The organism is Pelagibacterium sp. (assembly GCF_048264985.1).
In the GTDB taxonomy this organism is placed as follows: domain Bacteria; phylum Pseudomonadota; class Alphaproteobacteria; order Rhizobiales; family Devosiaceae; genus Pelagibacterium.
The window spans coordinates 182,230-208,007 of sequence record NZ_JBLXCL010000003.1 but is presented as its reverse complement, the minus strand read 5'-3'; the positions used below and the strand labels follow the sequence as shown (position 1 = coordinate 208,007).

Genomic DNA, 25,778 nt, shown 5'->3' with positions numbered 1-25,778 from the left:
GAATTGAGATGGGTTCATCTACCGGTCCGTCTTCTGGTCATTCTTGACGACGTGAAGCCGCGTGCGGGGGGTGCACATTAACCAGATATCGCTCAGCGCAATAGACAAGCTAAAGGAAAGGATGGGAATAGCGGCTTCGTACTCCTCGACCGTTTCCTCATTCCGGGTCCCACCCTCAACTTTCCTGCGCACCTTAACCAACACAGTTTAGATTCGACCTGCAGCACTGGCGAGTTACTCTCGAGTGCTTCTTTGACACCGGTTCTTAACCATAAAACCCCTCTAACTTCTCTTTTTGCGAAGTTTATGTTGCTTGCGTTGGAAAAATGCGGTAACCGAATCGGCGAGACGCGAGAAAAGCGTCGTAGCGCTGGCTGAGCCAGCTTATCCGCGCACCGCAACTGACGGGGCGACGAACCCAACTGAAACTGAAAGCTGCAGAAACGTGACGGTAAGCGCCGTCGCGAAGGAGACCGCTATGCGTTACGCTTCCTATGAGATCTCTTCGCCGCAACGCCGGGTTCATGACAGTCGCAACCGAAGGGCCCGGCATCTCCGCGCGTATTTCCGCCTGGAGAAGCGGCTTCTCGCATTGATCGACACAATGTCGTCGGCCCAAGACTTGGGAGCCGATGAACTTCTAGAAAATCTCGCATTCCGAGAGGGGTTCGATGAGGCAGATCTGGTTCTGCGGACGGTTCGCCGTCGCGATCAGATCATTGCCGTGATCGCTGTCCCGCACCGCATTTTTTACAAGCCTGACTATATGGCAAAAGTCCGGGCGATGAAGCGTGCCGCCAAGCAACTCGGCCGGCGATGCCTGATTGTGCCCCAATCGATTGTGGACCAAGAGCCCCGCCGCAGCAATGCGGAACTGTTGCACCGTAGCCGCTCGTTGTCCGTTGATGCAACGTCAAGGCTGTCAGTGCTTGTTCATCTGATGGACTCGGGAGCCAGTACCCTGCGCGAATGCGCCGAACTCTTCAGTCATGAGAACCCCGTGGGGAGCGTTCTTCGCCTCGCATGGGAAGGCACCCTTCGGATCGATTTACGAAAGCCGATCGGGCCCGAAACTCGTGTCGAAATCGCAGAGTGGGGGGACCGGTAATGCCGCGCCTTCATTTCGTAGCTGACCCAGTGCCTCTCGAAGACCTCACAAGAGATTTGACGGCTGCACGGCGCGGGGAGTTCCCAACGAGCGACCAACTGCATGCGGCACCGGTCCTGGATCAATGGTTTATTGCTGAAACCGTTAGCCTATCCTTGGTTGGCCGTGTTTCGGGGCACCCGTTGCTTGGGTCCGGTCGCTGGATCACCACGTCGCAACTCTACGCGCTTCAGCCCGCTGGATTTTGGGCGAGGACGCATTCGCGTCTCTACAAGCTCGGCGCTCCGCACCATTCCGGGGGAACTTTTGATGACTGATAGTGTTCGGAAATTCAAAATGCGGCGATGCTCCAACGTCGATACCAATGGTGACGGCGATGATGGTCCCGAAACACGCTGGTTATTAGCCACCCTTGCCCTCCGGGAAGCGGCACCGCGCTCGTTTTGGGATTCGATTGGCAAACATCATCCTTCAGGGGTACTCATCCAAGTGCCTACTCGCCAATGGGTTTCTCCCGTGGCTGAGGCGTTGTCACGCCTGATCTCTCCCGAAGTGTCCATTCTCCGGCAGCGGGAGGGGAAGGACTCTGACTTGGCAACGATCCTTACGGATAACCTGTCGGACGGCGATGCCGTGGTCTTGGTAGCCACCGGCAGTCCCCAGCTGCCTATGGCATTTGAAAGCGTACTTACCCGAAAAGTGAAAATTCAAACTTCGACGGCGACAATGCTCAATCGAGTGCTGGCACGGCAGATGCGCGGCCGTGCGCGACTGAAGGGTGACCTCGTACTGAAGGAACTCGATTTCGATGACCTCTGCGCGTTGTTACCCCGAGGCGGGTCGAGCCGAGTCGCCGTGATGGCTCTCGAAAAGCATGCCACGAGTGGTCGGAAAACCTCTCGCGTTCGCCTCCCCATCCTTGAGGAGGCCATTGAATTCGGGAAGGCTCGCGATTGGGGACTCGAATTGCGACGAGATCTTCTGGACTACCAAAACGGTGACATAGGATGGGAGGACGTCGATCGGGGCGCCGTTCTTTTTGGCCCCCCGGGCACTGGCAAAACCCTATTCGCCCAAGTGCTGGCGGAAGGTTGCGGTGTACCCATCCAGATTGCGTCCATGGCCGACCTTTTTGCAAGCTCTCGCGGTTACCTTGACAGTGTTATTAAGGCGCAAAGGGAGCTGTTCGCACGCGCCCTGACACACACTCCGTCCATTTTGTTCCTTGATGAGATCGACCAACTGCCCGACCTCGACAGTCTGGATTCACGGCACCAGCAATGGTGGTCACCCGTCGTTGCTGACTTTCTCCTTCTCCTGGATTCAGCGGTGAGTCAGCGAGATGGCCTTGTAGTCATTGGAGCCACCAATCGAATTGACAGCATCTCTCCAGCGGTGCTCCGACCCGGCCGGTTGGAGCGTGCAATTCCAATCGATCTGCCCAGTCCGACAGGTATCGAACGGATCATCAGGCACCATGTCGGCAATGGAGACTCGATTCAGACAGATCTGTCGAATCTCGCTGTTGCGGCCGCATCACAAGGGGCCACCGGCGCGATAATTATGGAATGGGTGCGTGCCGCCAAAAGGCATGCGCGTACCGAAGGTCGCCAAATAAGTCTACTGGACCTCGAGCGCCAGGTCTTAGGCACTGACCAACGCAGCAACGCCGAACGATGGCTAATCTCCGTACATGAGGCGGGCCATGCAGTCGTTGCCGTCGAGCTTGGCCTGAAAATCGCTGGCGTATCCATCCTCAGCAACGATGGCGTTGGCGGGTCGGCCGTGATCGATCAAAACGCCGCCACATCGACTAATCATGAAATCGAGAAACTGACTTGCTTCGCACTTGCAGGGAGAGCCGCGGAAAAAACCCTTCTGGGCGAGGTCTCTATAGGTTCAGGCGGAGGACAATCTAGCGACTTGCATCTGGCAACAAGGCTGATGTTTGAAGCGCACTGCCGCTTTGGCTTGAGAGGCGAACTCGCTTGGCGCGGAGAAACGGCAGCAATGCAGATCGCGCTAAGTACAGATAGAAGCCTAAGAGCCTCCATCGAGCAAGACCTCCAGCGACTTGAGAAGCGCGCGATCGAAATTGTGGCACGGAGGCGTGACCAGGTGAAAACATTGGCCCGTGCCCTTATGAAATCCAGGCTGCTCGGCGGAGATGAAATTCAACGGCTACTCGCCGGAGGCAATCATGAACACTGATCCAAAAGCAATTTCATTGCTGCAGCAAAACACCGATTCGACTTCCTTCGTTGAGAAATTCGACGCCGGCTTCGTCGAAAACTTGCTCAATGCATTTGAGGGTGCTTGCTCGAGCGGCAGCAGACGAGGTCTCGATAGCCATGATAGAGCGCCTGGATATGCCTGTCTTTTTCGCGAGATCCTGCTGCGACCAACCGACAAGTCCACGGGCTGCTCTGATTTGGGCAGGGACAATGATCGATTGCGTCGACTCAGTCATGGGTGGTTGTTCAGCATTTCAGGTTTGGCGGTGTCAGAGTCCAGTGTCATCTTCGCCGGTAGCCATCGCCAGCGCAACCCTTCGAAAAGACGGAGGTGGAGATTATGCGGGGCCTGACCATTAACATTCACTACGCTAGCGGTCATCACGATGGCCCCCGGATTGCCGAAAGCCGGACTTCACCCCTGAGGGCATTTGCCGCTCGTTGGGTCGATCTTCAGGGGCTATTGGCCGCTGGTCTGCCTCCGACCCATGGAGTTTACCTATTAGTAGGCCCTCACAAAAACGGTTCTGCATGCCTGGCGGTGCGGCCTGGCGAAGCAAGTGACGTTCGCCGTCGTCTCATGGAACATGCTGCCGATCCGACAAAATCCTCCTTCGAAGAAGTATATGTGATGTGTTCTGTCGATGGTCGGTTCACGAAACTGGACGTGCGGTATCTCGAGGCCAGGCTTCATGAATTGGTTGAAGCGTCAAGCGCCGCCATTCTTGAGGTAGAAAGAGTGCCGCCCGTCTTTGCTCCTGCACAGTCAGAAGTTGCCACGTTGGAAACGTGGCTGGAGCAATCGAGAATATTGTGGCACGCCGAAGGTTGCAGAGCGATCGATGCGGGATCGCTTCCCCTGGCCGCAAATGCGGCGGAAGCTGATGACGGCGCTATCGCCTTCGATTCCACGAAGATGTCAGAGAGCCTCGATGAGTTCGAACTTACTTACGATGGCATCTGGGCTAGGGGAGCGGCCCATCCTTCGGGCTTCCTCGTCCGTGCAGGTTCAGACATCCGTCGGCGGGAAAACGCTGCACTTCTCACGCCTATCGCCGATAGGCGCCGCTGGCTGCAAGGCCAGAGCGTCCTCGGCGAACTGCCGGGTGTACGCGATAGGTGGCGATTAATGGCGGATGTACTTCTACCTTCTGCTTTGATCGCGGCTAAAACTATCACAGGTGCCCATGTAACCGATCGATCCATTTGGCGGCGCCTATCGGGTTCATCGCGTCTGCTAGTCGCGCGCTAAAATGGAGTGAGACATGGAAGAAGGCAATCAAGAGATAGCGAGCGACATGATATACGGCGCAGAAGAAATCGGCAGATTTCTCGGCCTGCCGAAGCGGCGCGTTTATCACGTGGTGAATATGGGTCATTTGCCCGTTTTCAGACTTGGGAGTGGTATCTGCGCGCGCAAATCGACTCTCATCAAGTGGATCCGGCAACAGGAGGAGTATGAGGGCAACCCCTCGCAAGATGGCCATGGTTATTAGGCGGTTAGGCGTGAAGTGGCCTGCAGCCCGCTAGCCAGTGCTTAACGCTACCGAACGGCGAACATTAGGCACGAGACCCCAATCGGCGTTGCGAAACTCGCTTATTTCAATCTATGTACGCTTTATTATCGGCCATTCCGCTTGGCAGTGAGAACAAACCGGACTCGATTTGTTCAAGGTACGACAATACTTCTTCGGCACTGGCCACATCGGCATATTTCGCATGCATCTCACACAAATGTATCGCGTGGCTTGATTCGAGCCTGTCGAAGCAGCCATCCTCCACCAAGGCCACACGATAATTGAGGCTAAACGCATCGAGCACGGTCGCGCGAACGCAGCCGGAAGTTGTGGCCCCTGTGATGATCAAACTGTCGCATTGGAGCAAGTTTAGAAATGCAACAAGGTCTGTACCGAAGAAAGCCGATGGCTTGCGTTTAGATATGACGACGTCTTGGGCTGAAGGTTCAAGGGGAGACACGATCTCATCATGGCGCGGCGACGGACCGTGCCCGGTCTCAGCAGCCACCTTCCACCGCCAACTGCCGCTGTCCCAATTGTCGGCACGTCGAACCCCATGCGTGTAGATCACAGGCACGCCCTTGTGGTGACACTTATCAATAACGGTCTTGATAACAGGAATAGCGTCCCATGCCGCCTGTCCACATGAGGTGGGCCAGCGCTTTATGGCCTCCATGACAGGCTCAGGACGATCGCCACAAAACCCATAAGTAGCATCAATCACCAACAAGGCCGGTCTCTTCCCAAAGCCGGCACGCTGTCCGAAGTTGCCAGCTGCAAGCACTGCCTTGTCGCTTTCAGTCAGAAACTGTTCCCAGATACGTTCGGACATAAGCTACCTCAAAGTTTCTTTTAGTAGGGTTTCAAGGCGCTGCCAGTGACGCTCTGATCCCAGGTGATTAAAAATCGGGTTGTCAGGAAGGGCCCAGCCATGCTGGCATCCGATATAGTTTTCGATCAGATGGTCAATTTGGCTCTCCCGCAGTGTGCGCACCAAAAGCCCGGACTGTTCGGGCGGAAAGGACTCATCTTCGCCGGCACATCCAATGTAGAGTCGAGCTTTCAGCCGATCGAGGTGCAAGTGCGGGCTTTCGGGGTCGTCAACGGCCAACCTCCCTCCGTGGATGGAAGCGACCGCCTTTACACGCTCAGGCGCGGTGTTCGCCGCGCGAATAGCTCGCCCACCCCCCATGCAGTAGCCTACAAAAGCCAAGTCTCCGCCAATACCTCGACTGGTCAGGGCGTGGATAAAGTGGGGCACATCAGCCATAGTGGCCGAAACTGGAGTCTTGTCTCGCAGTTCGCGGACGGCGGCGAACTTTTCTGGCACTCCGATAATATCCGAAGCTTTGAAAGGGCCGTATTCGCCAAGACGATAGTACAGATCGGGCAGAAGCACGTTATAGCCAAGCATGAAGATGCGCTCGCAGATACCAAATAACGCGGGCCTAATTCCAAACACATCCATGAAAACAATAATGGCTGGGTCATTCGGCTGCTCGGTCTGGTAAAGAAAAGCACGAGCCTCCCCATCCGAAGTATCGATCAGTATCTCGCTTGCCATTTTCGTCTCCAGTAACACTGTGGTTCCGACAGAAATTTACTTAATTGTGCGGACGTGCACCTTCTAGGCCTAACGGTGGGTGTGACCGCCATTGCACGCGATCGTCTGCCCTGTGATGAAGTCGGCAGCCGGGCTAGCGAGAAACTGGACGAGGCCCACCAAATCCGGTGGAGTTTGCGGACGAGGTATGCATTGGCTTTCCACAATTTTACTCATGATTTGTGGCGTCACCGTACTGCGCGGAACCTCTGTGGCAACGGCGCCGGGCTGAACTGCATTTACAGTAATTCCATAGGCGCCGACTTCGCGAGCCATTGCATTGGTCATGCCCACAAGAGCCGCCTTAGAGGTCACGTAATGCAGATAGTTTGGTAGCCCAAGCTGCACGGCGCTGGACGTCATATTTATGACTCTGCCCCAACCCGCGGTTTTCATCGCACCTATCACGGCCTTGGCCATAATAAAGCAGCCTGTGACATTCACGCGCATGAGGTTTTCCCACTCGTCGACGCCGATCTCATGAAATGGCTTCATCGTCAGGCCGGAGAATACCGCAGCATTGTTGACGAGCACATCGACGCGTCCATACTTCGCCATGACCGCGGCAACGGTTTCCCCGGCACTCAGCTCATCCGAGACATCGAGTGCCAGCGCGAGAGCATCGTTGCCATGCGTCGCGATCTCATCTGCAACCCGACGCGCGCCCTCACCATTGAGGTCGGTGATTACCGGAATTGCACCTGCTTGGGAGCACTCGAGCGCCAACTCACGCCCTATTCCTTGAGCGGCACCCGTGATTAGTATCACACGTCCCCTTATGCCCGTCTCGGCTGGCTGGAAGAGTGCATCGGCTGCCATCGTACCATCAAAGGTCACCGCCCTCGTCCTTACGATCCCACTGCCATTTGCCGAGCTTCGCCTTCGTCGCGAATAGGGTTGACTAGGGTTCCGATGCCCTCGATCTCTACTTCGCAAACGTCGCCGTGGCGCATAAATAGTTGAGGCTGGCGAGCTGCACCGACGCCGCTTGGGGTGCCAGTGGCTATTACGTCGCCGGGTTCAAGTGTCATCACTTCGCTGATCAGCGCGATCAGATGCGGAACATCAAAAAGAAACTCAGACGTGGTAGCATCCTGAACCACCTCACCATTCAATCGCGTACGCAGACGTATTCCTGCCGCGCCCTCGGGGAGTTCATCAGGTGTGACCAAGAATGGTCCGAAACCTGCGGTCCTGTCGAAATTCTTACCCATTGTCCACTGCGAAGTTCGGGTTTGATAATCGCGCAACGAGCCATCGTTGAAGATGGAGTATCCCGCCACGTGAGACAGAGCGTTGGCTTGAGAAACGTTGCGAGCTGTGGTCCCTATCACAACCGCAAGCTCGCCTTCGAAGTCAAACTGTTGGGAAACCTTCGGTCGCACCATAGCTACGCCGTGCCCGACAATTCCGGTGGCAAACCTCGAGAATATCGTGGGGTAATCGACTAGTGTTTGCCCCACCTCGCTTCCGTGATCGGCATAGTTCAGACCTACACATAATACTTTTGAGGGTCGTTTTACCGGCGGTTCAAATTGAAGTGCATTTGCATCGAGGACTGGACTCGTTGCCAGAAGGTCGCCAGCCTCTTTGAGAGCATTTTTGCCTTCCCCGATTAAATCTTCGATGCTCCCAGGATACCGTTCCTGGTTCACGAGAAGTCCACGGAGGGTGCCCTTCGGATCGGCCACACCGACGCCACTGATTTCACCGAGTTTGAAGTTGAAAAGACGCATTGGCAGTCCTATTTTTTTGTTGCAATGGGCCAAGTGATGCCCGTGTAGGGATCAACTGGTTGCCAATGGTGGAAGCTTTTCCACGAGGGCGATGGCGTCATCGAGAACCGCTTCATCCCCGATGTGATTGGAAAGCAAGAGAACTAGAGCCGCGAGCGCACGTCTGGATTCTCGATCTGACACGTCGCGCCCCAGAGCATTCAGCTTCGAATAGATTTCGTCAGGGTTGGTGTTCTCGTTGGGCTCAATGTTTAGCTTCATGAGACCCTCCTGTTCCGGTACCCAATACTCTTGTGATGGCGTCTTCAGCAGCTTTGAGCGAGGGTTGTCTCCACCGCGCCAATACATGCTGATCCGGCCGGAAGAGGTAAGTGGTCCCTGATTGAGCTCCGTATTGCTGTGCAAACGCGCCCGTCGCGTCCTCAAAACTGCCTTCCCGCAGCGGGCTGCCAGCGGGCGCGACATGGAGGACTCGTATTGGCCGTGGAGCTTTTGTCGGTTGAACAGCACCCTGTGCACCAGACGCATCGATTTGGTCGTAGACGACCAACACAAAATCGTCCCCGACCTGATCAGTAAGCCAGGCCTCGTTTCCACTACTGTCAAACAACGGGCAATCCAGCACGGGAGTGCCCGGCCGCCCCGTTGCGGCGAAATGATCGGCGTCAGGAACCGACAGAGGAGATTCCTCCAGGACGGGCCAGACGGCAAATCTACCCGTGTTCACGTATCGCTTTGCGAACGGCGCCTTCTTTGCGAGTGCAAGGACGGCATCATGAAGGGCTTGAGAGTGACTACTCTTGGGCGTGATGAACTCAGTAGACGTGCTTGAATCGGCTATATTGCGCACAGCGATCGGACGCCGTTCTGCTGAATAGGTGTCCAATAAGCTTGGGTGGGCCTCTCCGGCAATCACCGCCGCTAGCTTCCAGCCTAAGTTGTCGGCATCTTGAATTCCTGAGTTGCCACCCCGACCACCTCCAAAGGGCGAGAATTGATGGGCAGCATCACCGACAAACAACACTCGGTCATGTTTAAATGAATCCATGAGCCGATGTTCTGACGTATAGGTGCTTGCCCACTCGACCTGAAAGTCGACGCCCTCACCAAAAATACCTTTCAAGCGCCTGTGAACTGTCTCAGGGGCAAGTTCTTTTTCTACATCGGTATCGACGTCGATTTGCCAGTCAATTCGCCAGATCGAGTCCGACTGAGGGACGCGGAGGACGGAATTTCCCTCATAGAAGGGGGGCTCGAACCAGTAGTTGCGTTCAAGTGGCAGATCCACCCGGCAGCTTACATCGGCAATCACGAACTTGTCCTGTAATCGATCGCCTGGAAACTCCAGCCCAAGCGCCTGACGCACTGTCGATTTGGCACCATCCGCAGCCACTACCCAGTCCGCAATCAATTTGTAGTTGCCGTCAGGCGTCTCAACACTCAACTCAACGCCACTGCTCGTCTGCTTCACGCTTTCAACACGGTGAAGCCAGCGAATATCGAGCGATTCCAGGGACTTCCCGCGCTCAACAAGGAAGTGCTCAACGTAGTATTGAGCCAAGCTTGTGAAAGATGGAAAACGGCTTCCCCCCTCAGGGAAAACGTCAAACGACAGGATGGTATCGGGACCGTAGTGCGTGTGTCCACGAGACCATGACACCCCCTTCCTACTCATGGGCTCGGCACAGCCAAGTCGGGACCATATCTCCATGGTTCGCCTGGCCTGGGCGATGGAGCGGCTTCCGGCGCTCACCGTGTCGTTGTCGTCGAGTAGGATACAAGGAACACCCTTCCGCCCCAAGTCAATAGCAAGCGTAAGACCCACCATGCCCCCGCCCACAACTACAACTGGCACGTGCCGCACGTGTTCGCTATTGAGTTCAGCCGGTCGGACGTAGGGGTATTTTGGATAGGTGAATGCACCGAGTGTTGTGGGCTGCCCCGTTCTCGATGCTCTCTTTTTTTGAACCATCTCAGTTCCTCTCACTGAACGAAGAGGTCTGACACGGCAGGCGTGCGGCTAATTAAGCCTTGCTGATACGCGTATCCGAGCAGGGTTTCGAGATTTCGGACGTTCGCTGGAGTCAATCCGTATTCCCATGGATCCGGCCCGAGAATTCGCTGTTGCTCTTCCCACGCGTTGGCCCACCACGCGAGTGGCACCACTCTTGGGTTGCTGACCCGTTCGTAGGCGAGAGATTTGGATGCATTGAAGGCCTTCATTAGGCTGGCTGGAACCCAAGGATGCTCGTCCACGATCTCCTGCTTAATGACGGTGACATGCATGATGGGAAATAGCCCAGTCTCGTCCCAGTAATCCTTCTCGACCTTCTTGTGATCGTCGAAAATGCGGACCATGCGGGGATCGCCTTCGAGGAAAGGCTTGGGAAACTCCGGCTGGATGAGCGCGTCAAGTTCTCCATCGAACAGCATTTGATCTAGCGTCTTGGTCTCTGGAATGCGGACAATTCGGAGGCCGTCGTGCGGCTCGAAGTCGATGTCTTCGCCGCGTTCAGTGTACCAAGTGACGCTGTCGTGCTTAACGCCGTAGTGTTCCTCCAGAATGCCTCGCACCCAAATGTTGCCCGCCGGCTGAAAATTAGTGCCGCCTATACGAGCTCCAGACAGCTGTTCCGGGCGAGTGATCTTTCCATCCGGCCGCACGAAAATGAAGCCATGGCGAAAACGACGATGAGCGAAGACGGGAAGCGCGTTCCAAGCTACACCGCGGTCTCGCGCCATAAAATACGCCGGCGCATTGAACTCGCATATGTCGAAAGCGTTCTCCTTGGCCATGACCCAGTGGCGGTCTTTGGGGCCAAGCCGCGTATCAACCTTAAGCTCGATCCCTTCGGCCCTAACGGAGCCATCCTTTATGCCCCGCAAAATTTCGTAGTCGCCGCAAGCAAATGTAAGTTCGAGTGTCATTTTGCCAACTCCATATGCTTGGCATTGCGCGATGCGCGCTCAGATTTCGTCGCCTCAATGTCAAGTTCATCAAGGTCGTTGAAGAACACCACGCCATAGGCCTCCTGGGCCGCCTCGCGGCTCACCACACCGTTGCGAACATCTTGCGCCACGGCGTGGGCGTCTCGGTCGAGCGGATTTCCATGGCCGCCACCCCCAGCTGAGCGGACGATCATCCGATCGCCCGAGGCAATCCGCATGCTGTCGAGAATGTTCCCAGGTTCGGTCGTTCCGTCGGCCCGAACAATCTCAGCTGACATTGGCGCGCCATCCAATCCTCCCTTTAGCCCCCAAGGCGGCAACTTCGTCCGCTGAAAATGAGTGTTCATGAAGAAGTCTTGGTCGCTTTTCATAACGATTTCGACCCCGAGTCCGCCCCGGTATTTGCCCGCACCACCGCTGTCGGGCCGCAGACGATGAGTTTCGATCTGAAGCGGATAGTAGGCTTCCTGGACCTCTACTGGGGCATTTCTCACATTGCCCTGCGTGACAGACACCACAGCGTCTAGCCCGTCACCGTTTGGCCGCGCTCCAAAACCGCCACCGAAGATATTCAGGCATATGAAGCGTCGCTTATGAGCCTCATCAAACCCGAACATAGCCAGTCCGCCCATGTCGCCTTTGTGGGCTGCAGTGATCGAGTTTGGCAGAACATCTGCCAGCGCTTTAAGTATGGTGTCGATGACCGTAGGAAGAGAGATGCTCCATATGCCCAGCGGAGCGGGAGGGAGCGCGCTGAGCATTGTACCTTCGGGAAGGATTATCTTGAGGGGTCGCATTTCGCCTTCATTGACCACGCCGAGCGGCGCGGTAATGCACTTGAAGGCGACGCGGGCAGCGGCGATACCGCCGGAAGCTCCGGAATTGACAGGACCCTTTTGTTGCGGCGGCAATTCGGAGAAATCGATGGTCATCTCTTCACCGTCGACCACCACCTTCACCTTTATGGGGATCGTTTTATCGCGGCTGATGAGATCATTGTCGATGAAAGACGACGCCTCATACGTTCCATCGGGTATTTGTGCCACGGCGTGACGAGCGAGTTTTTCGGACTGATCCCAAATTGTGGTTATGCAGTCATCCACTGTTTCAGCGCCGTACTTGGTATACAACTCCGAAAGTCGCCGCTCACCAAGCCGGCAACCTGCGATCTGCGCACGTAGATCGCCAAAGGACGAGTCAGGATACCGGATATTATCCCGTATCATTCGCAGCACTTCGTTATTGGCTTCGCCGCCGCTATAGGCCCGAACCCCGCAAAGCTGCAGCCCTTCGTTGTAAATTTCATGGCTCGATGTTGAGCCGAATCCTCTGCTGCCACCACCCACGTCTACCCAGTGCGCACGCAACGCTGGAAAAGCGACAAGCTTGCCTTCATGGAAGAAGGGAGTGAAAACCACCACATTATTTAGATGCTGACCACAAACGGCCGGATCGTTGCTGATGTAAACGTCGCCTTCTTTGAACGATTCCACTCCATGGATGTCGATAGCGCCCTTCACCGCAGCACCCAAATCCGCAAGAAAGATCGGTAGGCCGCCAGTGTTCTGAGCTATGATTCGACCTTCAGGATCGACTATGCCCACACAGTAGTCCCTGACTTCGAAAATCATCATATTGTAGGCGGTTCGGCACAGCACAGTGGCCATCTCGTCAGCGTAGGCGATCAATGCGTTTCGCACGACTTCGAGAGTAATCGGGTTAACAGTTGTCATATCAATTTCCTTCCACCGAGATAATGATGGAGCCACCGGAATCGAGTTTAGCTGTCGCGCCAGGAAGGACGACAGTGGTTGACACACGTTCCTCGATGATGGCTGGGCCGGTGACGATCTGATCGGGAATTAATGCTCCGCGATCGAAGACGTCACACTCGAACTCACCCTCTTCAAAATGGACGGTCCGTCGCCCTTTGGGTCGGCCGGTTCGCTCATGGCCGGTGGTAATAGGCTGGCCGAATACATCTGGCTCTTCACCCATCGTTCCAATTGCCGCCAAACGCAGATTCACTATTTCCACCGACTCCTCTGGAGCATCGTGTCCATACTGTGCGCGGTGCAGTTCATCGAACTTTTCGCGCACCTGCTCTAGCGCCGCTGAATCAATCACATCCGCGGTCACGGGTATCGTAAGTGTATATTCCTGGCCCTCGTAGCGCAGGTCGAGGCCGCGAGTAAGAAAGCCATTGCCAGAGCGCACACCGTCGGCAGCCAGTCGTTGATTGGCTTCATCCGCCATCTCGACAAACACGTTCTCGATGATAGCGGCCGGCGCCGACTTCATCTGCAAGATCATCGTTCGAACGAAATCGTGCCGGACATCGGACATCAACATTCCAAGCGCGGAAAATGTGCCCGGAAGTTCGGGAATCACTACAGTAGGCAATGACAACTCACGAGCAATGCTGACTGCGTGAAGCGGACCCGCTCCCCCCGTTGCGATCATTGCGAACCCACGCGGATCATGGCCTTTTTGGACCGAGACTTCGCGTACCGTGAGGGACATTTTAGTGTCTGCTATCTTGATGATTCCCAAAGCCGCTTCCTCGACAGAAAGGCCCAAGGGTCGAGCAATTTTCTCGTCGATGGCACGTCTGGCCCCCTCAAGGTCCAAGTTCATCTGTCCGCCAAGAAAGTTCCCCGCGTCCAGGCGCCCGAGCACCAAATTAGCGTCGGTGATCGTTGGGTCGTTGCCCCCCTTGCCGTAACATACCGGACCTGGCGCGGAGCCCGCGCTAATTGGTCCAACCTTGAGGCCTCCGGCAGGGTCAATCCAAGCGATAGAGCCCCCGCCGGTACCAACCTCGACAATATCGACGACCGGCAGCATCATTGGATGACCCAGGCCTTCACTGGCACCAATGTGATAACCCGTCACGATTCTAACCTCGTTATTTTCAATTAGGCTAGACTTTGCAGTAGTCCCTCCCATGTCGAAAGAGATGACGTTCGGCTGGCCCAATGCTTGTCCCAAGCGGGCACAGCCGATGACACCTGCAACTGGCCCCGACTCCATCATCGCTACCGGCTTCTCGACAGCGGTCTCTGACGACATTGTGCCGCCATTGGATTGCATGATTAAAAAGTGGCCAGCAAATCCCCCGCTCGTCAGACTGCTTTCCAATTCGCCGAGATATTCTCCGATGATCGGGCCCACGAAACTGTTCAGCACAGTCGTGGACGTTCTTTCGTATTCGCGAAATTCTCGCAGAATCTCGTGCGATAGCGAAACATAGAGTTGGGGTGCTCTTTCAGCAATTATTTCGCCAATCCGCTTTTCGTGTATGGGATTGGCATAAGCGTGGAGCAGCGCAACAGCGATAGATTCGACACCCTGTGCAACCAACGCATCGACAGCTATTGCGACATCACTTTCGTTTAGTTCTACGACGACAGAACCTGCAGCATTCAAGCGCTCATCAACTTCAAAGATGTTCTCCCGCTGAACGAGCGGTGGCAACTTCTCCAACATCAGGTTGTATGCTTCCGGTCTGCTGCCGCGACCGATGGCATAAACGTCACGAAACCCCTTGGTCGTAATGAGGCCGGTGCGTGCGCCTTTGCGTTGAATGACGGTATTAATGGCGATCGTCGATCCGTGGATGAAATAGCTGACGTCGGATACATCGATCTCGGCGAGACGAATGCAATCAAAGACCCCATTTGAGAGTCCCTCGTATGTCGTGAGGCTTTTCGAAAAGCTCAGTGCACCGGTCGTGGCATCATAGCCTACAAGATCGGTAAAGGTGCCGCCGATATCGACAGATACGCGGAGGGTGTTGGCATCTCGGTGCGTTAAGTTGTTGCTGGTCATAGAAAATCACTATCGCTGCTGAACGGAGGTGCGGAGGGCATCAAACCCCATCCTAGCAACCGAGTTTGGTGCAGCAATTGAGTGGTTCAATGCACGAATGCGGGGCCGCGGATCAATGACTGGCAAGGATCCAGGCTCGCAAGCCGCCAGCGTATATAGATCTTCGGCGACAATTTTCTTGATCATGGCCTCTCCCCGGTGGTCACCACATATCATCAACCGCATCTGCGCCATGTCAACAAAAAACACTTAAACACCAATAAAATATTTTTTTTGTTGACTTAGTGCTCGCGCCGATGATTTGGTGTGTTTAAATGTTTGGCAGCATTGAACGATGCGTTGTCGTCGAGAGGAAGACATAGGTGCTTGAGATCCCTTCGAAGATGCTGATCGGTGGCAAGCTTGTCGAAAGCGAATCCGGTTTGTGGGACGTTTCACTCGATCCAGCCACCGAGCAGTCGCTCGGTCGAGTGCCATCCGCAACTGCAGCAGATGTCGATCGCGCCGTGCGGGCAGCTGCCGCCTCATGGCAAAGTTGGTTTCGACTTGGTCCCTCGGGCCGAATGCAGGCGCTCAATCGCTTGGCAGATGGCATTGAAGCGCGCGCCGACGAGTTGCTGGAAATCGAGGTCTGGGACACCGGCAACACGATCACCGCAATGTCCAACGATGTGAGGAATACCGTAGGCTGGGTCCGGTACTTTGCGGCGATGGCACAGGAACTGAAGGGCGAGTCCGTACCAGGTGCGCCAAATATGTTCCACTTCACCGAGCATGAGCCTTATGGCGTCGTCGTTCGCATAGCGCCCTTCAATCACCCGTTGCTTTTCTCTGTTGCCAGGACCGCGGCGGCGCTGGCCGCGGGCAACTCCGTCGTGGTGAAGCCGCCGGAGACCAGCCCGCTGTCTTCGATGGTGCTTGCGGAGATATGCAGGGAGGCTCTTCCGCCGGGGGTATTCAATATCGTCACTGGCCCTGGGGCAGTTGTTGGAGACGCGCTCGTGCGCCATCCGCTCGTGAAACGAATAGCGTTCATCGGATCTGCGGCTACTGGTAGAGCCATTCAGCGTTCGGCTGCCGAGGTGGGCGTTAAAAACGTTTCACTTGAGCTCGGCGGCAAGAATCCAATGATCATTTTTCCCGATTGCGACCTCACGGCGGCCGCCGAGGCTGCCGTCTCGGGCATGAATTTCAACTGGCAGGGTCAGTCCTGCGGGTCGACGAGCCGGCTCTTTATTCATGACGATATCTATGAGGATGTACTGGACAGGGTCGTAGAGCGTGTATCGCGGATCAAGCTTGGGCACCCGATCAAACGTGAGACCGAGATGGGTCCGCTTAATTCGGCTTCCATGCTGCGGAGGGTGCAATCCTTCGCTACGTCGGGCAGGGAGCAGGGGGCGCGGCTGATGACCGGAGGATTCCGCCCAGACGGGGCGGATTTCACTAAGGGGTATTGGTTTACCCCCACGGTCTTTGCCGACGTGCGGCCTGACATGAAGATAGCCACTGAAGAGATTTTTGGGCCCGTACTGTCAGTCTTTCGTTGGAGCGACCGCGAGGCGCTGATCGAACAAGTCAATGGTACAGACTATGGACTCACAGCATCCATCTGGACGCGTGATATCGACACAGCGCTCAGCGTCGGGCGAGAAATCCGGGCCGGATATCTTTGGGTTAATACTGTCAGTGCCCACTACCGAGCAGTTCCATTCGGGGGCCAAAAATCAAGCGGCGTTGGTCGCGAGGAGTGCCTTGAGGAACTCTACAGCTACACGGAGACGAAGGCTTACAACATAGCATTCCGGTCACCTCCGACGGGCGGACAAGACAATTTATGACGATGATTGGAGCAACGAAGCTCGATCAATTGGGGAGTAGGGAATTGAATACAACAGCCGTGATTGAGGCACGCAAGGTATCGCAAAGCTTCAACCAGCCAGGGACTTCTCAGCCAATGGTAGCGCTGCAGGAAACGTCCCTTGATATCCGCGCCGGCGAGCTCATGTGCTTCATCGGTCCCAGCGGTTGTGGGAAGAGCACGTTGCTCAATATAATTGCGGGGCTGCTTGTTCCCACCGCCGGCACGGTTGTGGTCGACGGTGAACAATTGTCGGGGCGGCCAATTCCAAAGAAAATTGCCATGGTCTTTCAGGAGAACACTCTTTTCCCCTGGAATACCATCATCGAAAATGTCGGCCTCGGGCTCAAATTTCAAGGTGTGCCGAAGGCCGAGCGCGAAGATCGGGCCCGCGAAGCACTTGACGCGGTTGGGCTCTCGGCATTTCTAAATCACTATCCTGGTCAGCTATCGGGCGGAATGAAGCAGCGCGCCGCATTGGCCCGCGCTCTTAGCCTCGACACGCCGATCATTCTGATGGACGAACCTTTCGGCGCACTCGACGAACAGACCCGGATCGTACTGGGGGAAGATCTTTCAGTGCTTTTGGGCAAGACGGGTAAGACCATTGTCTTCGTGACCCACAGCCTTGGCGAAGCGGTCTTTCTTGCCGACCGAGTGGCAGTCTTCACGGCCCGTCCAGGAACGATCAAGACGATCATCGACATTGACGCGCCGCATCCACGCAGCGCCGATTTCATGACGTCGCCGACATTCAACGAGCTTAGGAACGAGCTCTTTGAATTGCTGCATGAGGAAATCAGGAAGACCATGATTGAGCAATCGATGGCTCGATAGGTTTTTCAATCGCGTGCAGTTTAACCAGCTATCGAAACCAAAGGGAGGAAATCGAAATGCTTCGAACCAACAGCGTAGATAAACAGTCCTGGCTTGACAGATCCAAGGCATTTTGTGCAGCAGTCGCGATCGCACTACCCGCCGCCATACTGTTTGCGCAGCCGGCTGCCGCACAGACGGACGTGCGCGTCGGGAAGTCTTCTGCGGAAACATTCGCATTCTCACCAGTTCATGTCGGCCTGCAACTCGGTATTTTCGAAGAACACGGACTGAATGTGTCGATCGCCGATTTCGGGGGTGGCGCCAGACTACAACAAGGCATGGCGGCTGGCGCTGTCGATATCGGCTTAGGTTCAGGACCCGAACTAGCGTCAATCGCCAAGGGAAATCCGGCCAAGGGCGTTGCCATGTTCATGGGCCCACCCGCCATGCTTGTCCTACTTGCAAATGCTGACGATCCAGAAGTGCAGTCGGCTGAAGATCTCGAAGGTGGCACCGTAGCGGTTACGCAAATCGGCTCGCTCACAGCCTACCTAACTCAGCGACTTTCAGCGGGCCTGGGCTGGGGACCAGATGGCATTCAGCTTGTGGCGCTCGGCGATGATCGATCGAGGCTCGCAGCCCTTCGGACCAATCAGGTGGATGCCATCGTCATTAATACGGCGACAGCACTTCAGCTGGAAAAAGAAGGGGTTGGAACCATCGTGGCACGGTTTGGCGAGTATGTGACCCCTTTCCACAACCACGTAATGTACGCCACGAATGACTTCATGGAACAGGAACCGGAAGCCGTCCGCGCGTTTATCGAAGGCTGGATGGAAACCATTGAGTGGATGCGTGAGAACCCGGAAGAAACGGTTGAAATGACCAAGGACATCCAAGGGGTCGACACCGACATTGGGCTAGCGGTTTTTGACGAAGCAATGCCGGCGTTCTCCTCAGATCTTCGGTTCGATGAGGCGGCAATGGATTTGTTGTCGGAGTCTTGGGTTGAGAACGGCACTCTAGATGAAGAGCCTGATTTGTCGACGCTCTACACTGAAGAGTTCCTTCCCCAGTAACCAGACTGACGGGCGCGATAAATCTTCGCGCCCGTCACCAGAAATTTAGGTAGGAGAGCTATGGCTTCCGCAACCATTTCCACAAGATTGGCAGGGTATGACACGCTCGGCCGAGCCATCCAGCTGGGCTTTCTTTTGGTGCTGGCAATTCTTTGGTACGTCTCCACTGAGCAGGGTATGGTTAACCCCCTCGTATTGCCAGCGCCCGGTGCCGTTTTCGAGGAGCTGTGGGAGATTTTTGCGGAAGGCGAGGTTTGGTCACCGCTGTTCACGACTCTAGGACAAATAGCGGTAGCTCTTGCAGTATCGTCGATCGTAGGACTCACCGTCGGCTATCTTGCGAGCCGAACCGGTTATACTGTCAAAGTGTTCGATCCACTATTCTCTTCTCTGTACGCAATACCCTCCATTCTATTCTACCCGCTGCTGATTCTCTTCTTTGGCATTGGTGTGCAGTCCAAAATTGCTATGGGAATACTGATCGCTATATTTCCAATAATACTGGCTACTATTGCCGGTTTTGCCAACGTCGATCGGGCATACAAGGTCGCGGCGCAGTCGATGGGCGCCAGTGATCGCCAGATGTTCTTTCACGTACTCCTTCCTGCGGCTCTTCCCGTCATTGCCTCGGGATTGCGCATCGGGACTATCACGGCTACCGGCGGTACTTTGGCGGCAGAAGCGCTGGGATCGTTTAACGGACTCGGCCACATGATTGTAACCCTCTCTGACCAGTTTAACATGGCCAAGGTATTTGCCTACGTCATAGTCGCGATCGCCATGGCTCTGATCATAACGTTTTCGGCCTTCGCCGTCGAAAATCGCATCAACCGACACGCTTGAGGGGAGACTGGAAATGTTGCAAACCGTGACCCACGCTGCAATGAGACCCTCACGTCATTCTTGGCGTCAGGCCCCCCCAGCGGTAACTCGCACGCTGATCATTTTGGCCTTTCTTGTCGTATGGGAGCTCGCAGCGCGATTCGTTGTCGATCCATTATTCCTGAGCCCTCCGACGGCAGTGATAGCTGCGGTCGCCCCCGTGTTGCAACGAGATGGTGTGGTGGAGGCACTACTTCGGGCCCTGCTCGAGCTCGGCTCCGCGTTCTTCCTTGCCGTCACCATTGGGTTGACGTTGGGATTGACCATTGGCCTCCGTCGGTTCGCTTACCTCACGCTCATGCCGATCGTAATTTTCCTCTTCGCGATACCTCAATCGACACTACTGCCGATCTTTACAGTGCTATTCGGTATCGGGTCTTCGGCCAAAATTGCCTATGGGTTCAGTCACGGGGTATTCCCGGTTCTCGTTACGGTCATAGCAGCCGTCCAAAAGCTGAAACCCAGCTTGGTGGTGGCGGCACAGTCCATGGGAGCCACGCGGCTTCAGATTATTCGTCACGTGATCGTGCCCGCAATCATCCCCTCGTTCTTTACGGGAATTCGCTTGGGAATGGCAGCCACCTTGATTGGGGTACTTCTGGCCGAGCTTTATATCTCTCAACAAGGCATTGGCTATTTCACCAAGAGCTTTGCGATAGAGTTTGATCCTGCAGGTCTGTTCGCCCTCATAGCACTTCTTTCCGCCATTGCGGTGATCATCAACGAAGCGCTGCGCCGTATCGAAAATCATTTCAGCCGATGGCGTCAGCACTAGTAGAGGCCTCCTTTATGTCCACGCCCGAGTCCGCAAAATCGACCGAAGTTGCCGAACGTTGGGGCAGCGATCTTATTGCCGAAGCCGTCAGAGAGTTAGGTATTCCATACATTTGCCTGGTTCCGGGCGCGAGCTATCGCGGTCTACATGACAGCTTTGTCAATCACTTGGGCAATTCCAGCCCTTCGATGATTGTGTGTCTGCATGAGGAGCACGCCGTTTCCATCGCCCAAGGGTACGCGAAGGTCACTGATGCCCCGTTGGCGGTATTGCTGCACGCCAATGTTGGCCTCCTGCATGGATCCATGGCGATCTTCAATGCTTGGTGCGATCGGGTGCCGCTTTTGGCAATAGGGGCTACCGGACCACTTGACGCTGAAAGACGTCGGCCATGGATTGATTGGATCCATACGTCGATTGATCAGGGAGCGGTGGTAAGAGGTTTCGTGAAATGGGACGATCAACCAGGGTCTCCTCTTGCAGCGATTGAGTCGTTGCGACGTGGCGCGATGATCGCGTCAACCCGACCGTGCGGACCCGTTTACATCAATATCGACTCGACCGTGCAGGAGCAGCAAATTAGCCCATCGGTTGCCCCAAAGCCTTTGGAATGGTTTGCCCCTGCACGCAGCCCTGCGCCGAGCGAGCACGATCTCGCCGACGCTCTCGCCATGATTTCGGCAGCCCGTCGCCCGGTCGTGTTGTGCGGACGCGCTTCGCGCCAGATGGATGCCTGGAACGCGCGGATTGAATTCGCGGAGGCGATAAACGCGCCAGTCTTCGTGGAATACAATTCCGCCGCCAGCTTTCCACGTTCCCATCCATTGTTTGCTGAAGCCCTCCGGTTCTCAATCAAGGAGCTGCCGTTGCAGATACGTGATGCAGATCTCATTATTTCACTGGATTGGACCGATCTGGGAGGAACGCTTTCACAAATTGTAGGAACGAAGTCTGAAAGAGCAAAAATTCTTGCGTGCAGCAACGATCAGGAGATTCATCGAGGCTGGAATATGGACTACCAGAAGCTCGCATTCGCGGACCTCAGGATTGCGACAACGCCTGAGAGTTTCGTTGCGGCAATCAATTCGAAGCTGATGCCTCGGGCGACCGGCACTACGTTCAAAACCAGCATTGCGAGGGAGAAGAGACAAGAGCATAACCCGCGTCTCGACCTTCGTAGTCTCGCCGCCAATTTCAAGGAGTTGACCGAAGATCGGAATATTACGCTAGTTTCTAATCCACTTGGTTGGCCGGCAGAAGCGGTCCGCTGCGAGCACCCCCTCGACTTTCTGGGGGCTAACGGCGGCGGCGGCCTTGGAGCTGGACCCGGTATAGCCATAGGCGCAGCATTGGCACTCAGAGATCATCACAAGGATCGAACGGCAGTGGCCGTTCTTGGGGATGGGGACTACTTGATGGGCGTCAATGCTCTTTGGACTGCTGCGAAATTCAATATTGGACTGCTGATCGTCGTTGCTAACAATCGCTCATATTTTAACGACGAAACCCACCAGGAGCATGTTGCGCGCGTGCGACATCGACCAGTGGAAAATAAATGGATTGGTCAACGCTTGGATGATCCGGCTCCAGACCTTGCGGCCTTGGCAAGGGCCCAAGGCGTTGGGGCCGCGGGCCCCATCACGGAGCTGGCCCATCTTCGATCGGCATTGGCGGAGGGCCTGGATGCCGCGCGGTCGGGTCGCCCGTTCGTGGTGGATGTCGTCGTGCCGGCCGAATACGCAGCTTAGGATCGAGAAAAGTCATGAGCACAAACGGCCCAGCACTTAGCCAAATAGAATCGACATATCTTCGGCTACGAGAAGAGGTCATTGCAGGTCGGATCAAGCCTGGACAAAAGCTCATTATCAGCGAATTGACGGGGCGCTATGGGGCAAGCCTTGGCGCCGTGCGCGAAGCTCTGTCTCGTTTGACGTCCGAAGAGCTGGTGACGAGTGAGACGCAGAGAGGATTCCGCGTCGCTGCTGTCTCAATGGACGATCTCCTTGATTTAACGAAAACCCGCATCGAAATCGAGTCACTCTGCCTTCAATCGGCGTTAAAGCACGGTGATCTCGAATGGGAAACCAACATCGTAGCAACCTATCATCGCTTGGTGCGCACTTCGGAACTTGAAGCAGGAAAGGATGACATCGTCAGCGAAAGCTGGGCGGCAGCGCATTCAGCGTTTCATGCGGCCCTGGTTGCGGGATGCGAAAGCCGCTGGATGTTAAGACTACAGGCTATTCTCTACGTCCAGTCGGAGCGCTATCGGCGTCTTTCCATTCCGCTTCGCGCCGCCGACAACGAGCTTCAATCTAGTCATAAGGCAGCACAGGATCGCGATCACAAGCAACTGATGGAGGCCGCTCTTGCACGAGACGAAGCGCAACTTCTATTATTGATTGAGGCACACCTGCAGCATACGGCCGACATCATCATGAAGCACGCCCGGGCCGGGGGCAACTTCGAGTTTCTAGTGCAGGACCGGCATGCAATAACTTAAGTGTTGCGCTGTTGAGGGATCGTCAATGACGTCAGCAGGCCAAGAATATCGGAGAGTGAAATGAGCTCCTGACATCCGTTGGAGCAGATCTGGCTGATAAAACGTCGAGGCTGATTTTCCCATTCCCCTGCGTCAGTTCGGTTTGCTTGGCAAAGTCGGGCAGGTGCTGAACCAGGCACGTCTGCACCTCGCCCAGTCGTGGTGCGTTTATTGCCAGCTTGTTGATGTTATCGCACCAAACAGCAGACCATAAATCTTGCTCTTGCCTAGCTTTACCGTATTTTCAGAGGTGCCTGTTCAAGATTGCCGGTGCAACATGGACAAGGTTGATGGGTAAGCCATTTCTGCGCAACGGTGTTTACTATTTTCGAAAAGTCGTTCCGGAAGGGCTCCGGGAACTGATTGGAAAGCACGAAGTAAAGGTCAGCCTGAAAACAGCGGACCTTGAGATCGCCCAGCGGCGCTACCGTGACATAGCCGCGGATGTAGCTAGGCAGTGGGCCGTGCTGCAGGCTGAGAAACAGAGTTCTGAGGACATGGAGATATCCGCGCTCTCTGATCCCGCCGTCGAGGGAGAAGGATCGCCGGAATGTTTCGAGCGTGTGAGTGATATTGAACTTGTGGCCCATTCGGGAGCCCTCTACAGACGTACGATCGAACACCATGCCAACAATCCCGGGCGCGCGAGTTATTGGCAGCAAAAACTGAATTCGCTGCAATCTGCACTGCCCGAAGATCTCCGAGAACCGGGATTTGTTCAGCCGATGCCGACCCGAGCGCAAACGCCAGTACTTGAGGCTGGTCGCCGGCTTGGCTCCGACGTCCGGGAATACTTAAAAGCTGAAGGGATCGTGCTCGATTGGGAAGCGCGGTACCGGCTTTATCCCTTTGCCGCCACGGCATTGGCTCAGGCGTACCGCTATTTGATAAAGCGCGCCAGGGGCGACTATAGGCCCGATCCCGATGCGGACAGGTTTCCGCGCCTCGAAGATCTAGGGTCGGCAACAACCTTAAACTGGAATGACTTGTTCGAACTTTATATTGAAGAAGCGCAACCAGCTGACGCAACGATCAAGAGGCAGCGCGGTGTACTTCGCGCATTTTTCCAGTTTCTAGGTCACGATGACCCCTCTTGCGTGACCAAAGCCGACGCGAAACGTTGGAAGCGGCACCTGATGGCCGGAGAAAAGCAACGTCAAACGATCCGCAACGCCGACATCGCGCATCCCCGAACTTTTTTCGGTTGGGCCGCAGACGACGACTTTATCAAAGCAAACCCTTTCGAAGGCATCCGAATTCGGGTCCGCACGAAGGCTAAGCTGCGGGAAAAGGCATTCACGCTGGAAGAGGCGGAACGCATCCTGCAGGCTTCACTGGAACCTCCCGAAGGACGCCTGACTGAGGAAAGTCGGGCGGCCCGCCGCTGGGTTCCCTGGATTTGCGCCTACACCGGCGCGCGCATCAATGAGATTACCCAAGCTCGGGCGGAAGATATATTTCTCACCCAGGTCAGAGGAGCAGACCCTGTCTGGATGCTGCGCATTACGCCAGAGGCCGGAAGTGTAAAGGATCGTGACGCTCGCGAGGTTGCGTTGCATCCGCACCTGCTTGAACAAGGATTTCTTGACTATGTGCGTGGTCGCGTTGGCAAGAGGTTGTTTTTTGATCCGTCCCGGGCGCGCGGGGGCTCGCAAGGCAACCCACAGTACGCCAAGGTTGGCGAGCGCTTGGGACGTTGGGTTCGGCATGACGTCGGCATTGACGATCAAAATGTGAACCCCAATCACGGCTGGCGCCATCTTTTCCGGTCGCACTTGCTGGCCGCAAATGTCAACCCGCAGGTGATCGACCACATTGACGGACACGCGCCGCGAACTGTGGGGGAGACATATGGTTCCGTGTGGCCGCAAGTCTCTTTTGAAGCGGTCTCGAAAATCCCTCCATATTTAGATGTTGCCAAGCCAGCCGCTCCGGAGTGACGCGATGATCGACATGGACGAACTCCAAACGAGATGGAGAGAATCGCAGGGGCTCATCGCGTCTGCGATGCAGCGCTACGCCTCGGAGGGGCGTTCGAACGGGTCCGTCATCATCCAACAGTATCTGCGGAAGTTCCAGGATGCCGATCCCGCGCGTGCAGAAGCCGCCAGACAGATCGCCGAGGAGACAGGTCGGGAGATTGCGGACTTTGACCGCAGAGCCGGTCAGCTTGTATCGAAGGTTGCTCTGGCTCGACTTCAGAGCGAGCATCTTGCGTTGAGCGAAGCCGCGGGCGCTGCGGGGGACATTCTCAAAAAGACCTCGGACTATCTCGATCAAACAATGGCTCGGCTTCGGCGTGAGGATCAGCCCCTACATCAACTTACGCCCGAAGGTGGACCCGACCCACTCGAAGATCGGAAGACACGTGCCGCAGATGCAGGAGAGGCCGCGATAGCTATCACGCGATTGGCCGCAACGGTCTACAACCTGCGTTCAGATACGCTGGAAGCGTTTCGCAGCGAAAATCTGGAAGTCGGTCGAGACGAGCTGGTTCGGCGCCTGAAAGCGATGCTCATAGAAATTCCCAAGGAGGAGGCCTTCGCGAGACTGCGAAAGCTGGTGCGAGAACTTTTGGCCGAGCATTTGAAGAAGTGGCCGATAATCGGATGGGCGGTCTGGATCCACGGCAAAATTAAAAAACTGACGGCGCCGAAGGCGGGGACCGCCCCAGGTGATACAGACATCATGTTGAAGCTGCTGCCTGCTTTAAAGCGGGACCGGCGCTTTATCGACGAGCTGGAGGCCATATACGAAAAACTGATGGCCACATAGTGCGAGGCCGTTTTCTGGCACCTCGGTCGTGAGATGGTGGGCCTTGAATCTTGGTACAAAATGGTGG

At 55.6% G+C, this 25,778-nt stretch carries 24 protein-coding genes; 14 read left to right on the top strand and 10 right to left on the bottom strand.

Going from position 1 to position 25,778, the window contains the following annotated elements; all coding sequences use genetic code 11:
• Positions 1-478: 478 nt before the first annotated feature.
• From ACN0TA_RS12600 to ACN0TA_RS12590, 3 genes are read left to right on the top strand one after another with little or no spacing between them, the layout of a single operon-like run.
• The gene (locus ACN0TA_RS12600) at positions 479-1,108 is read left to right on the top strand and encodes a hypothetical protein (protein ID WP_417583519.1); all 630 of its coding nucleotides are present in this window, start codon (positions 479-481) and stop codon (positions 1,106-1,108) included.
• A complete protein-coding gene (locus ACN0TA_RS12595) occupies positions 1,024-1,425 on the top strand; it encodes a DUF6634 family protein (RefSeq protein ID WP_417583419.1) in 402 nt (133 codons plus the stop codon). Before ACN0TA_RS12600 ends, ACN0TA_RS12595 begins: the two co-directional genes overlap by 85 nt.
• A complete protein-coding gene (locus ACN0TA_RS12590) occupies positions 1,418-3,319 on the top strand; it encodes an AAA family ATPase (protein ID WP_417583417.1) in 1,902 nt (633 codons plus the stop codon). The genes ACN0TA_RS12595 and ACN0TA_RS12590 overlap by 8 nt, the downstream gene beginning before the upstream one ends.
• 13 nt (positions 3,320-3,332) lie before the next feature.
• Here ACN0TA_RS12590 and ACN0TA_RS12585 read toward each other — a convergent pair whose 3' ends face one another.
• On the bottom strand, positions 3,333-3,578 hold the full coding sequence (locus ACN0TA_RS12585) for a helix-turn-helix transcriptional regulator (RefSeq protein ID WP_417583415.1): 246 nt from the start codon (positions 3,576-3,578) through the stop codon (positions 3,333-3,335).
• A 395-nt stretch (positions 3,579-3,973) separates the two neighbouring features.
• Between ACN0TA_RS12585 and ACN0TA_RS12580 the strand changes: the two genes are divergently transcribed.
• Both ACN0TA_RS12580 and ACN0TA_RS12575 read left to right on the top strand, forming a co-directional pair.
• On the top strand, positions 3,974-4,594 hold the full coding sequence (locus tag ACN0TA_RS12580; RefSeq protein ID WP_417583413.1) for a hypothetical protein: 621 nt from the start codon (positions 3,974-3,976) through the stop codon (positions 4,592-4,594).
• Between the two features lie 13 nt (positions 4,595-4,607).
• Positions 4,608-4,838 carry a DNA-binding protein gene (locus ACN0TA_RS12575; RefSeq protein WP_417583411.1) on the top strand — a complete coding sequence of 77 codons (231 nt, stop codon included), beginning with the start codon at positions 4,608-4,610 and terminating at the stop codon, positions 4,836-4,838.
• Between the two features lie 106 nt (positions 4,839-4,944).
• On the opposite strand, the gene ACN0TA_RS12570 is transcribed toward ACN0TA_RS12575, so the two are convergent.
• The 9 genes from ACN0TA_RS12570 to ACN0TA_RS12530 all read right to left on the bottom strand — a co-directional run bounded on the left by ACN0TA_RS12570 (position 4,945) and on the right by ACN0TA_RS12530 (position 14,978).
• Positions 4,945-5,691, bottom strand: a complete 747-nt coding sequence (locus ACN0TA_RS12570; protein WP_417583409.1) for an isochorismatase family protein — start codon at positions 5,689-5,691, stop codon at positions 4,945-4,947.
• A gap of 3 nt (positions 5,692-5,694) precedes the next feature.
• On the bottom strand, positions 5,695-6,423 hold the full coding sequence (locus tag ACN0TA_RS12565; protein WP_417583407.1) for a dienelactone hydrolase family protein: 729 nt from the start codon (positions 6,421-6,423) through the stop codon (positions 5,695-5,697).
• A gap of 69 nt (positions 6,424-6,492) precedes the next feature.
• Positions 6,493-7,299: an SDR family NAD(P)-dependent oxidoreductase gene (locus tag ACN0TA_RS12560; protein ID WP_417583405.1), complete on the bottom strand. Its 807-nt coding sequence runs from the start codon at positions 7,297-7,299 to the stop codon at positions 6,493-6,495.
• An 11-nt stretch (positions 7,300-7,310) separates the two neighbouring features.
• Entirely contained in the window at positions 7,311-8,198 is an 888-nt protein-coding gene (locus ACN0TA_RS12555; protein WP_417583403.1) for a fumarylacetoacetate hydrolase family protein, read from the bottom strand.
• 51 nt (positions 8,199-8,249) lie between these two features.
• Positions 8,250-8,459 (bottom strand): DUF2783 domain-containing protein, encoded by a 210-nt coding sequence (locus ACN0TA_RS12550; protein ID WP_417583401.1) that lies wholly within the window; start codon positions 8,457-8,459, stop codon positions 8,250-8,252.
• Positions 8,443-10,170 (bottom strand): FAD-dependent monooxygenase, encoded by a 1,728-nt coding sequence (locus ACN0TA_RS12545; protein WP_417583399.1) that lies wholly within the window; start codon positions 10,168-10,170, stop codon positions 8,443-8,445. The genes ACN0TA_RS12550 and ACN0TA_RS12545 overlap by 17 nt, the downstream gene beginning before the upstream one ends.
• A gap of 11 nt (positions 10,171-10,181) precedes the next feature.
• The gene (locus ACN0TA_RS12540; protein ID WP_417583397.1) at positions 10,182-11,126 is read right to left on the bottom strand and encodes a hypothetical protein; all 945 of its coding nucleotides are present in this window, start codon (positions 11,124-11,126) and stop codon (positions 10,182-10,184) included.
• Positions 11,123-12,880 carry a hydantoinase B/oxoprolinase family protein gene (locus ACN0TA_RS12535; RefSeq protein ID WP_417583395.1) on the bottom strand — a complete coding sequence of 586 codons (1,758 nt, stop codon included), beginning with the start codon at positions 12,878-12,880 and terminating at the stop codon, positions 11,123-11,125. Before ACN0TA_RS12535 ends, ACN0TA_RS12540 begins: the two co-directional genes overlap by 4 nt.
• Position 12,881: 1 nt before the next feature.
• Positions 12,882-14,978, bottom strand: a complete 2,097-nt coding sequence (locus tag ACN0TA_RS12530; RefSeq protein ID WP_417583393.1) for a hydantoinase/oxoprolinase family protein — start codon at positions 14,976-14,978, stop codon at positions 12,882-12,884.
• 362 nt (positions 14,979-15,340) lie between these two features.
• Here ACN0TA_RS12530 and ACN0TA_RS12525 point away from each other — a divergent pair, with 362 nt between their 5' ends.
• From ACN0TA_RS12525 to ACN0TA_RS12485, 9 genes are all read left to right on the top strand, one after another.
• On the top strand, positions 15,341-16,819 hold the full coding sequence (locus ACN0TA_RS12525) for an aldehyde dehydrogenase family protein (protein ID WP_417583391.1): 1,479 nt from the start codon (positions 15,341-15,343) through the stop codon (positions 16,817-16,819).
• 44 nt (positions 16,820-16,863) lie between these two features.
• On the top strand, positions 16,864-17,676 hold the full coding sequence (locus tag ACN0TA_RS12520) for an ABC transporter ATP-binding protein (RefSeq protein WP_417583389.1): 813 nt from the start codon (positions 16,864-16,866) through the stop codon (positions 17,674-17,676).
• A 56-nt stretch (positions 17,677-17,732) separates the two neighbouring features.
• The gene (locus ACN0TA_RS12515; protein ID WP_417583387.1) at positions 17,733-18,737 is read left to right on the top strand and encodes an ABC transporter substrate-binding protein; all 1,005 of its coding nucleotides are present in this window, start codon (positions 17,733-17,735) and stop codon (positions 18,735-18,737) included.
• A 60-nt stretch (positions 18,738-18,797) separates the two neighbouring features.
• Positions 18,798-19,580: an ABC transporter permease gene (locus ACN0TA_RS12510; protein WP_417583385.1), complete on the top strand. Its 783-nt coding sequence runs from the start codon at positions 18,798-18,800 to the stop codon at positions 19,578-19,580.
• Between the two features lie 220 nt (positions 19,581-19,800).
• Complete coding sequence (locus tag ACN0TA_RS12505) at positions 19,801-20,394, top strand: ABC transporter permease (protein WP_417583383.1); 594 nt, start codon at positions 19,801-19,803, stop codon at positions 20,392-20,394.
• A complete protein-coding gene (locus ACN0TA_RS12500) occupies positions 20,379-22,142 on the top strand; it encodes a thiamine pyrophosphate-binding protein (protein ID WP_417583381.1) in 1,764 nt (587 codons plus the stop codon). The genes ACN0TA_RS12505 and ACN0TA_RS12500 overlap by 16 nt, the downstream gene beginning before the upstream one ends.
• Positions 22,143-22,156: 14 nt before the next feature.
• On the top strand, positions 22,157-22,897 hold the full coding sequence (locus ACN0TA_RS12495; RefSeq protein ID WP_417583379.1) for a GntR family transcriptional regulator: 741 nt from the start codon (positions 22,157-22,159) through the stop codon (positions 22,895-22,897).
• 329 nt (positions 22,898-23,226) lie between these two features.
• The gene (locus ACN0TA_RS12490) at positions 23,227-24,876 is read left to right on the top strand and encodes a DUF6538 domain-containing protein (protein WP_417583377.1); all 1,650 of its coding nucleotides are present in this window, start codon (positions 23,227-23,229) and stop codon (positions 24,874-24,876) included.
• Between the two features lie 4 nt (positions 24,877-24,880).
• Entirely contained in the window at positions 24,881-25,711 is an 831-nt protein-coding gene (locus tag ACN0TA_RS12485) for a hypothetical protein (protein WP_417583375.1), read from the top strand.
• The last annotated feature ends 67 nt before the right edge of the window (positions 25,712-25,778 follow it).

What these genes read in the sequence shown, in the direction of transcription:
- ACN0TA_RS12600 (WP_417583519.1), top strand. Translation starts at nt 479, where the DNA reads ATGCGTTACGCTTCCTATGAGATCTCTTCGCCGCAACGCCGGGTTCAT.
- ACN0TA_RS12595 (WP_417583419.1), top strand. Translation starts at nt 1,024, where the DNA reads ATGGGAAGGCACCCTTCGGATCGATTTACGAAAGCCGATCGGGCCCGA.
- ACN0TA_RS12590 (WP_417583417.1), top strand. Translation starts at nt 1,418, where the DNA reads ATGACTGATAGTGTTCGGAAATTCAAAATGCGGCGATGCTCCAACGTC.
- ACN0TA_RS12585 (WP_417583415.1), bottom strand. Translation starts at nt 3,578, where the DNA reads ATGACTGAGTCGACGCAATCGATCATTGTCCCTGCCCAAATCAGAGCA.
- ACN0TA_RS12580 (WP_417583413.1), top strand. Translation starts at nt 3,974, where the DNA reads ATGTGTTCTGTCGATGGTCGGTTCACGAAACTGGACGTGCGGTATCTC.
- ACN0TA_RS12575 (WP_417583411.1), top strand. Translation starts at nt 4,608, where the DNA reads ATGGAAGAAGGCAATCAAGAGATAGCGAGCGACATGATATACGGCGCA.
- ACN0TA_RS12570 (WP_417583409.1), bottom strand. Translation starts at nt 5,691, where the DNA reads ATGTCCGAACGTATCTGGGAACAGTTTCTGACTGAAAGCGACAAGGCA.
- ACN0TA_RS12565 (WP_417583407.1), bottom strand. Translation starts at nt 6,423, where the DNA reads ATGGCAAGCGAGATACTGATCGATACTTCGGATGGGGAGGCTCGTGCT.
- ACN0TA_RS12555 (WP_417583403.1), bottom strand. Translation starts at nt 8,198, where the DNA reads ATGCGTCTTTTCAACTTCAAACTCGGTGAAATCAGTGGCGTCGGTGTG.
- ACN0TA_RS12550 (WP_417583401.1), bottom strand. Translation starts at nt 8,459, where the DNA reads ATGAAGCTAAACATTGAGCCCAACGAGAACACCAACCCTGACGAAATC.
- ACN0TA_RS12545 (WP_417583399.1), bottom strand. Translation starts at nt 10,170, where the DNA reads ATGGTTCAAAAAAAGAGAGCATCGAGAACGGGGCAGCCCACAACACTC.
- ACN0TA_RS12540 (WP_417583397.1), bottom strand. Translation starts at nt 11,126, where the DNA reads ATGACACTCGAACTTACATTTGCTTGCGGCGACTACGAAATTTTGCGG.
- ACN0TA_RS12535 (WP_417583395.1), bottom strand. Translation starts at nt 12,880, where the DNA reads ATGACAACTGTTAACCCGATTACTCTCGAAGTCGTGCGAAACGCATTG.
- ACN0TA_RS12530 (WP_417583393.1), bottom strand. Translation starts at nt 14,978, where the DNA reads ATGACCAGCAACAACTTAACGCACCGAGATGCCAACACCCTCCGCGTA.
- ACN0TA_RS12515 (WP_417583387.1), top strand. Translation starts at nt 17,733, where the DNA reads ATGCTTCGAACCAACAGCGTAGATAAACAGTCCTGGCTTGACAGATCC.
- ACN0TA_RS12510 (WP_417583385.1), top strand. Translation starts at nt 18,798, where the DNA reads ATGGCTTCCGCAACCATTTCCACAAGATTGGCAGGGTATGACACGCTC.
- ACN0TA_RS12500 (WP_417583381.1), top strand. Translation starts at nt 20,379, where the DNA reads ATGGCGTCAGCACTAGTAGAGGCCTCCTTTATGTCCACGCCCGAGTCC.
- ACN0TA_RS12495 (WP_417583379.1), top strand. Translation starts at nt 22,157, where the DNA reads ATGAGCACAAACGGCCCAGCACTTAGCCAAATAGAATCGACATATCTT.
- ACN0TA_RS12490 (WP_417583377.1), top strand. Translation starts at nt 23,227, where the DNA reads ATGGGTAAGCCATTTCTGCGCAACGGTGTTTACTATTTTCGAAAAGTC.
- ACN0TA_RS12485 (WP_417583375.1), top strand. Translation starts at nt 24,881, where the DNA reads ATGATCGACATGGACGAACTCCAAACGAGATGGAGAGAATCGCAGGGG.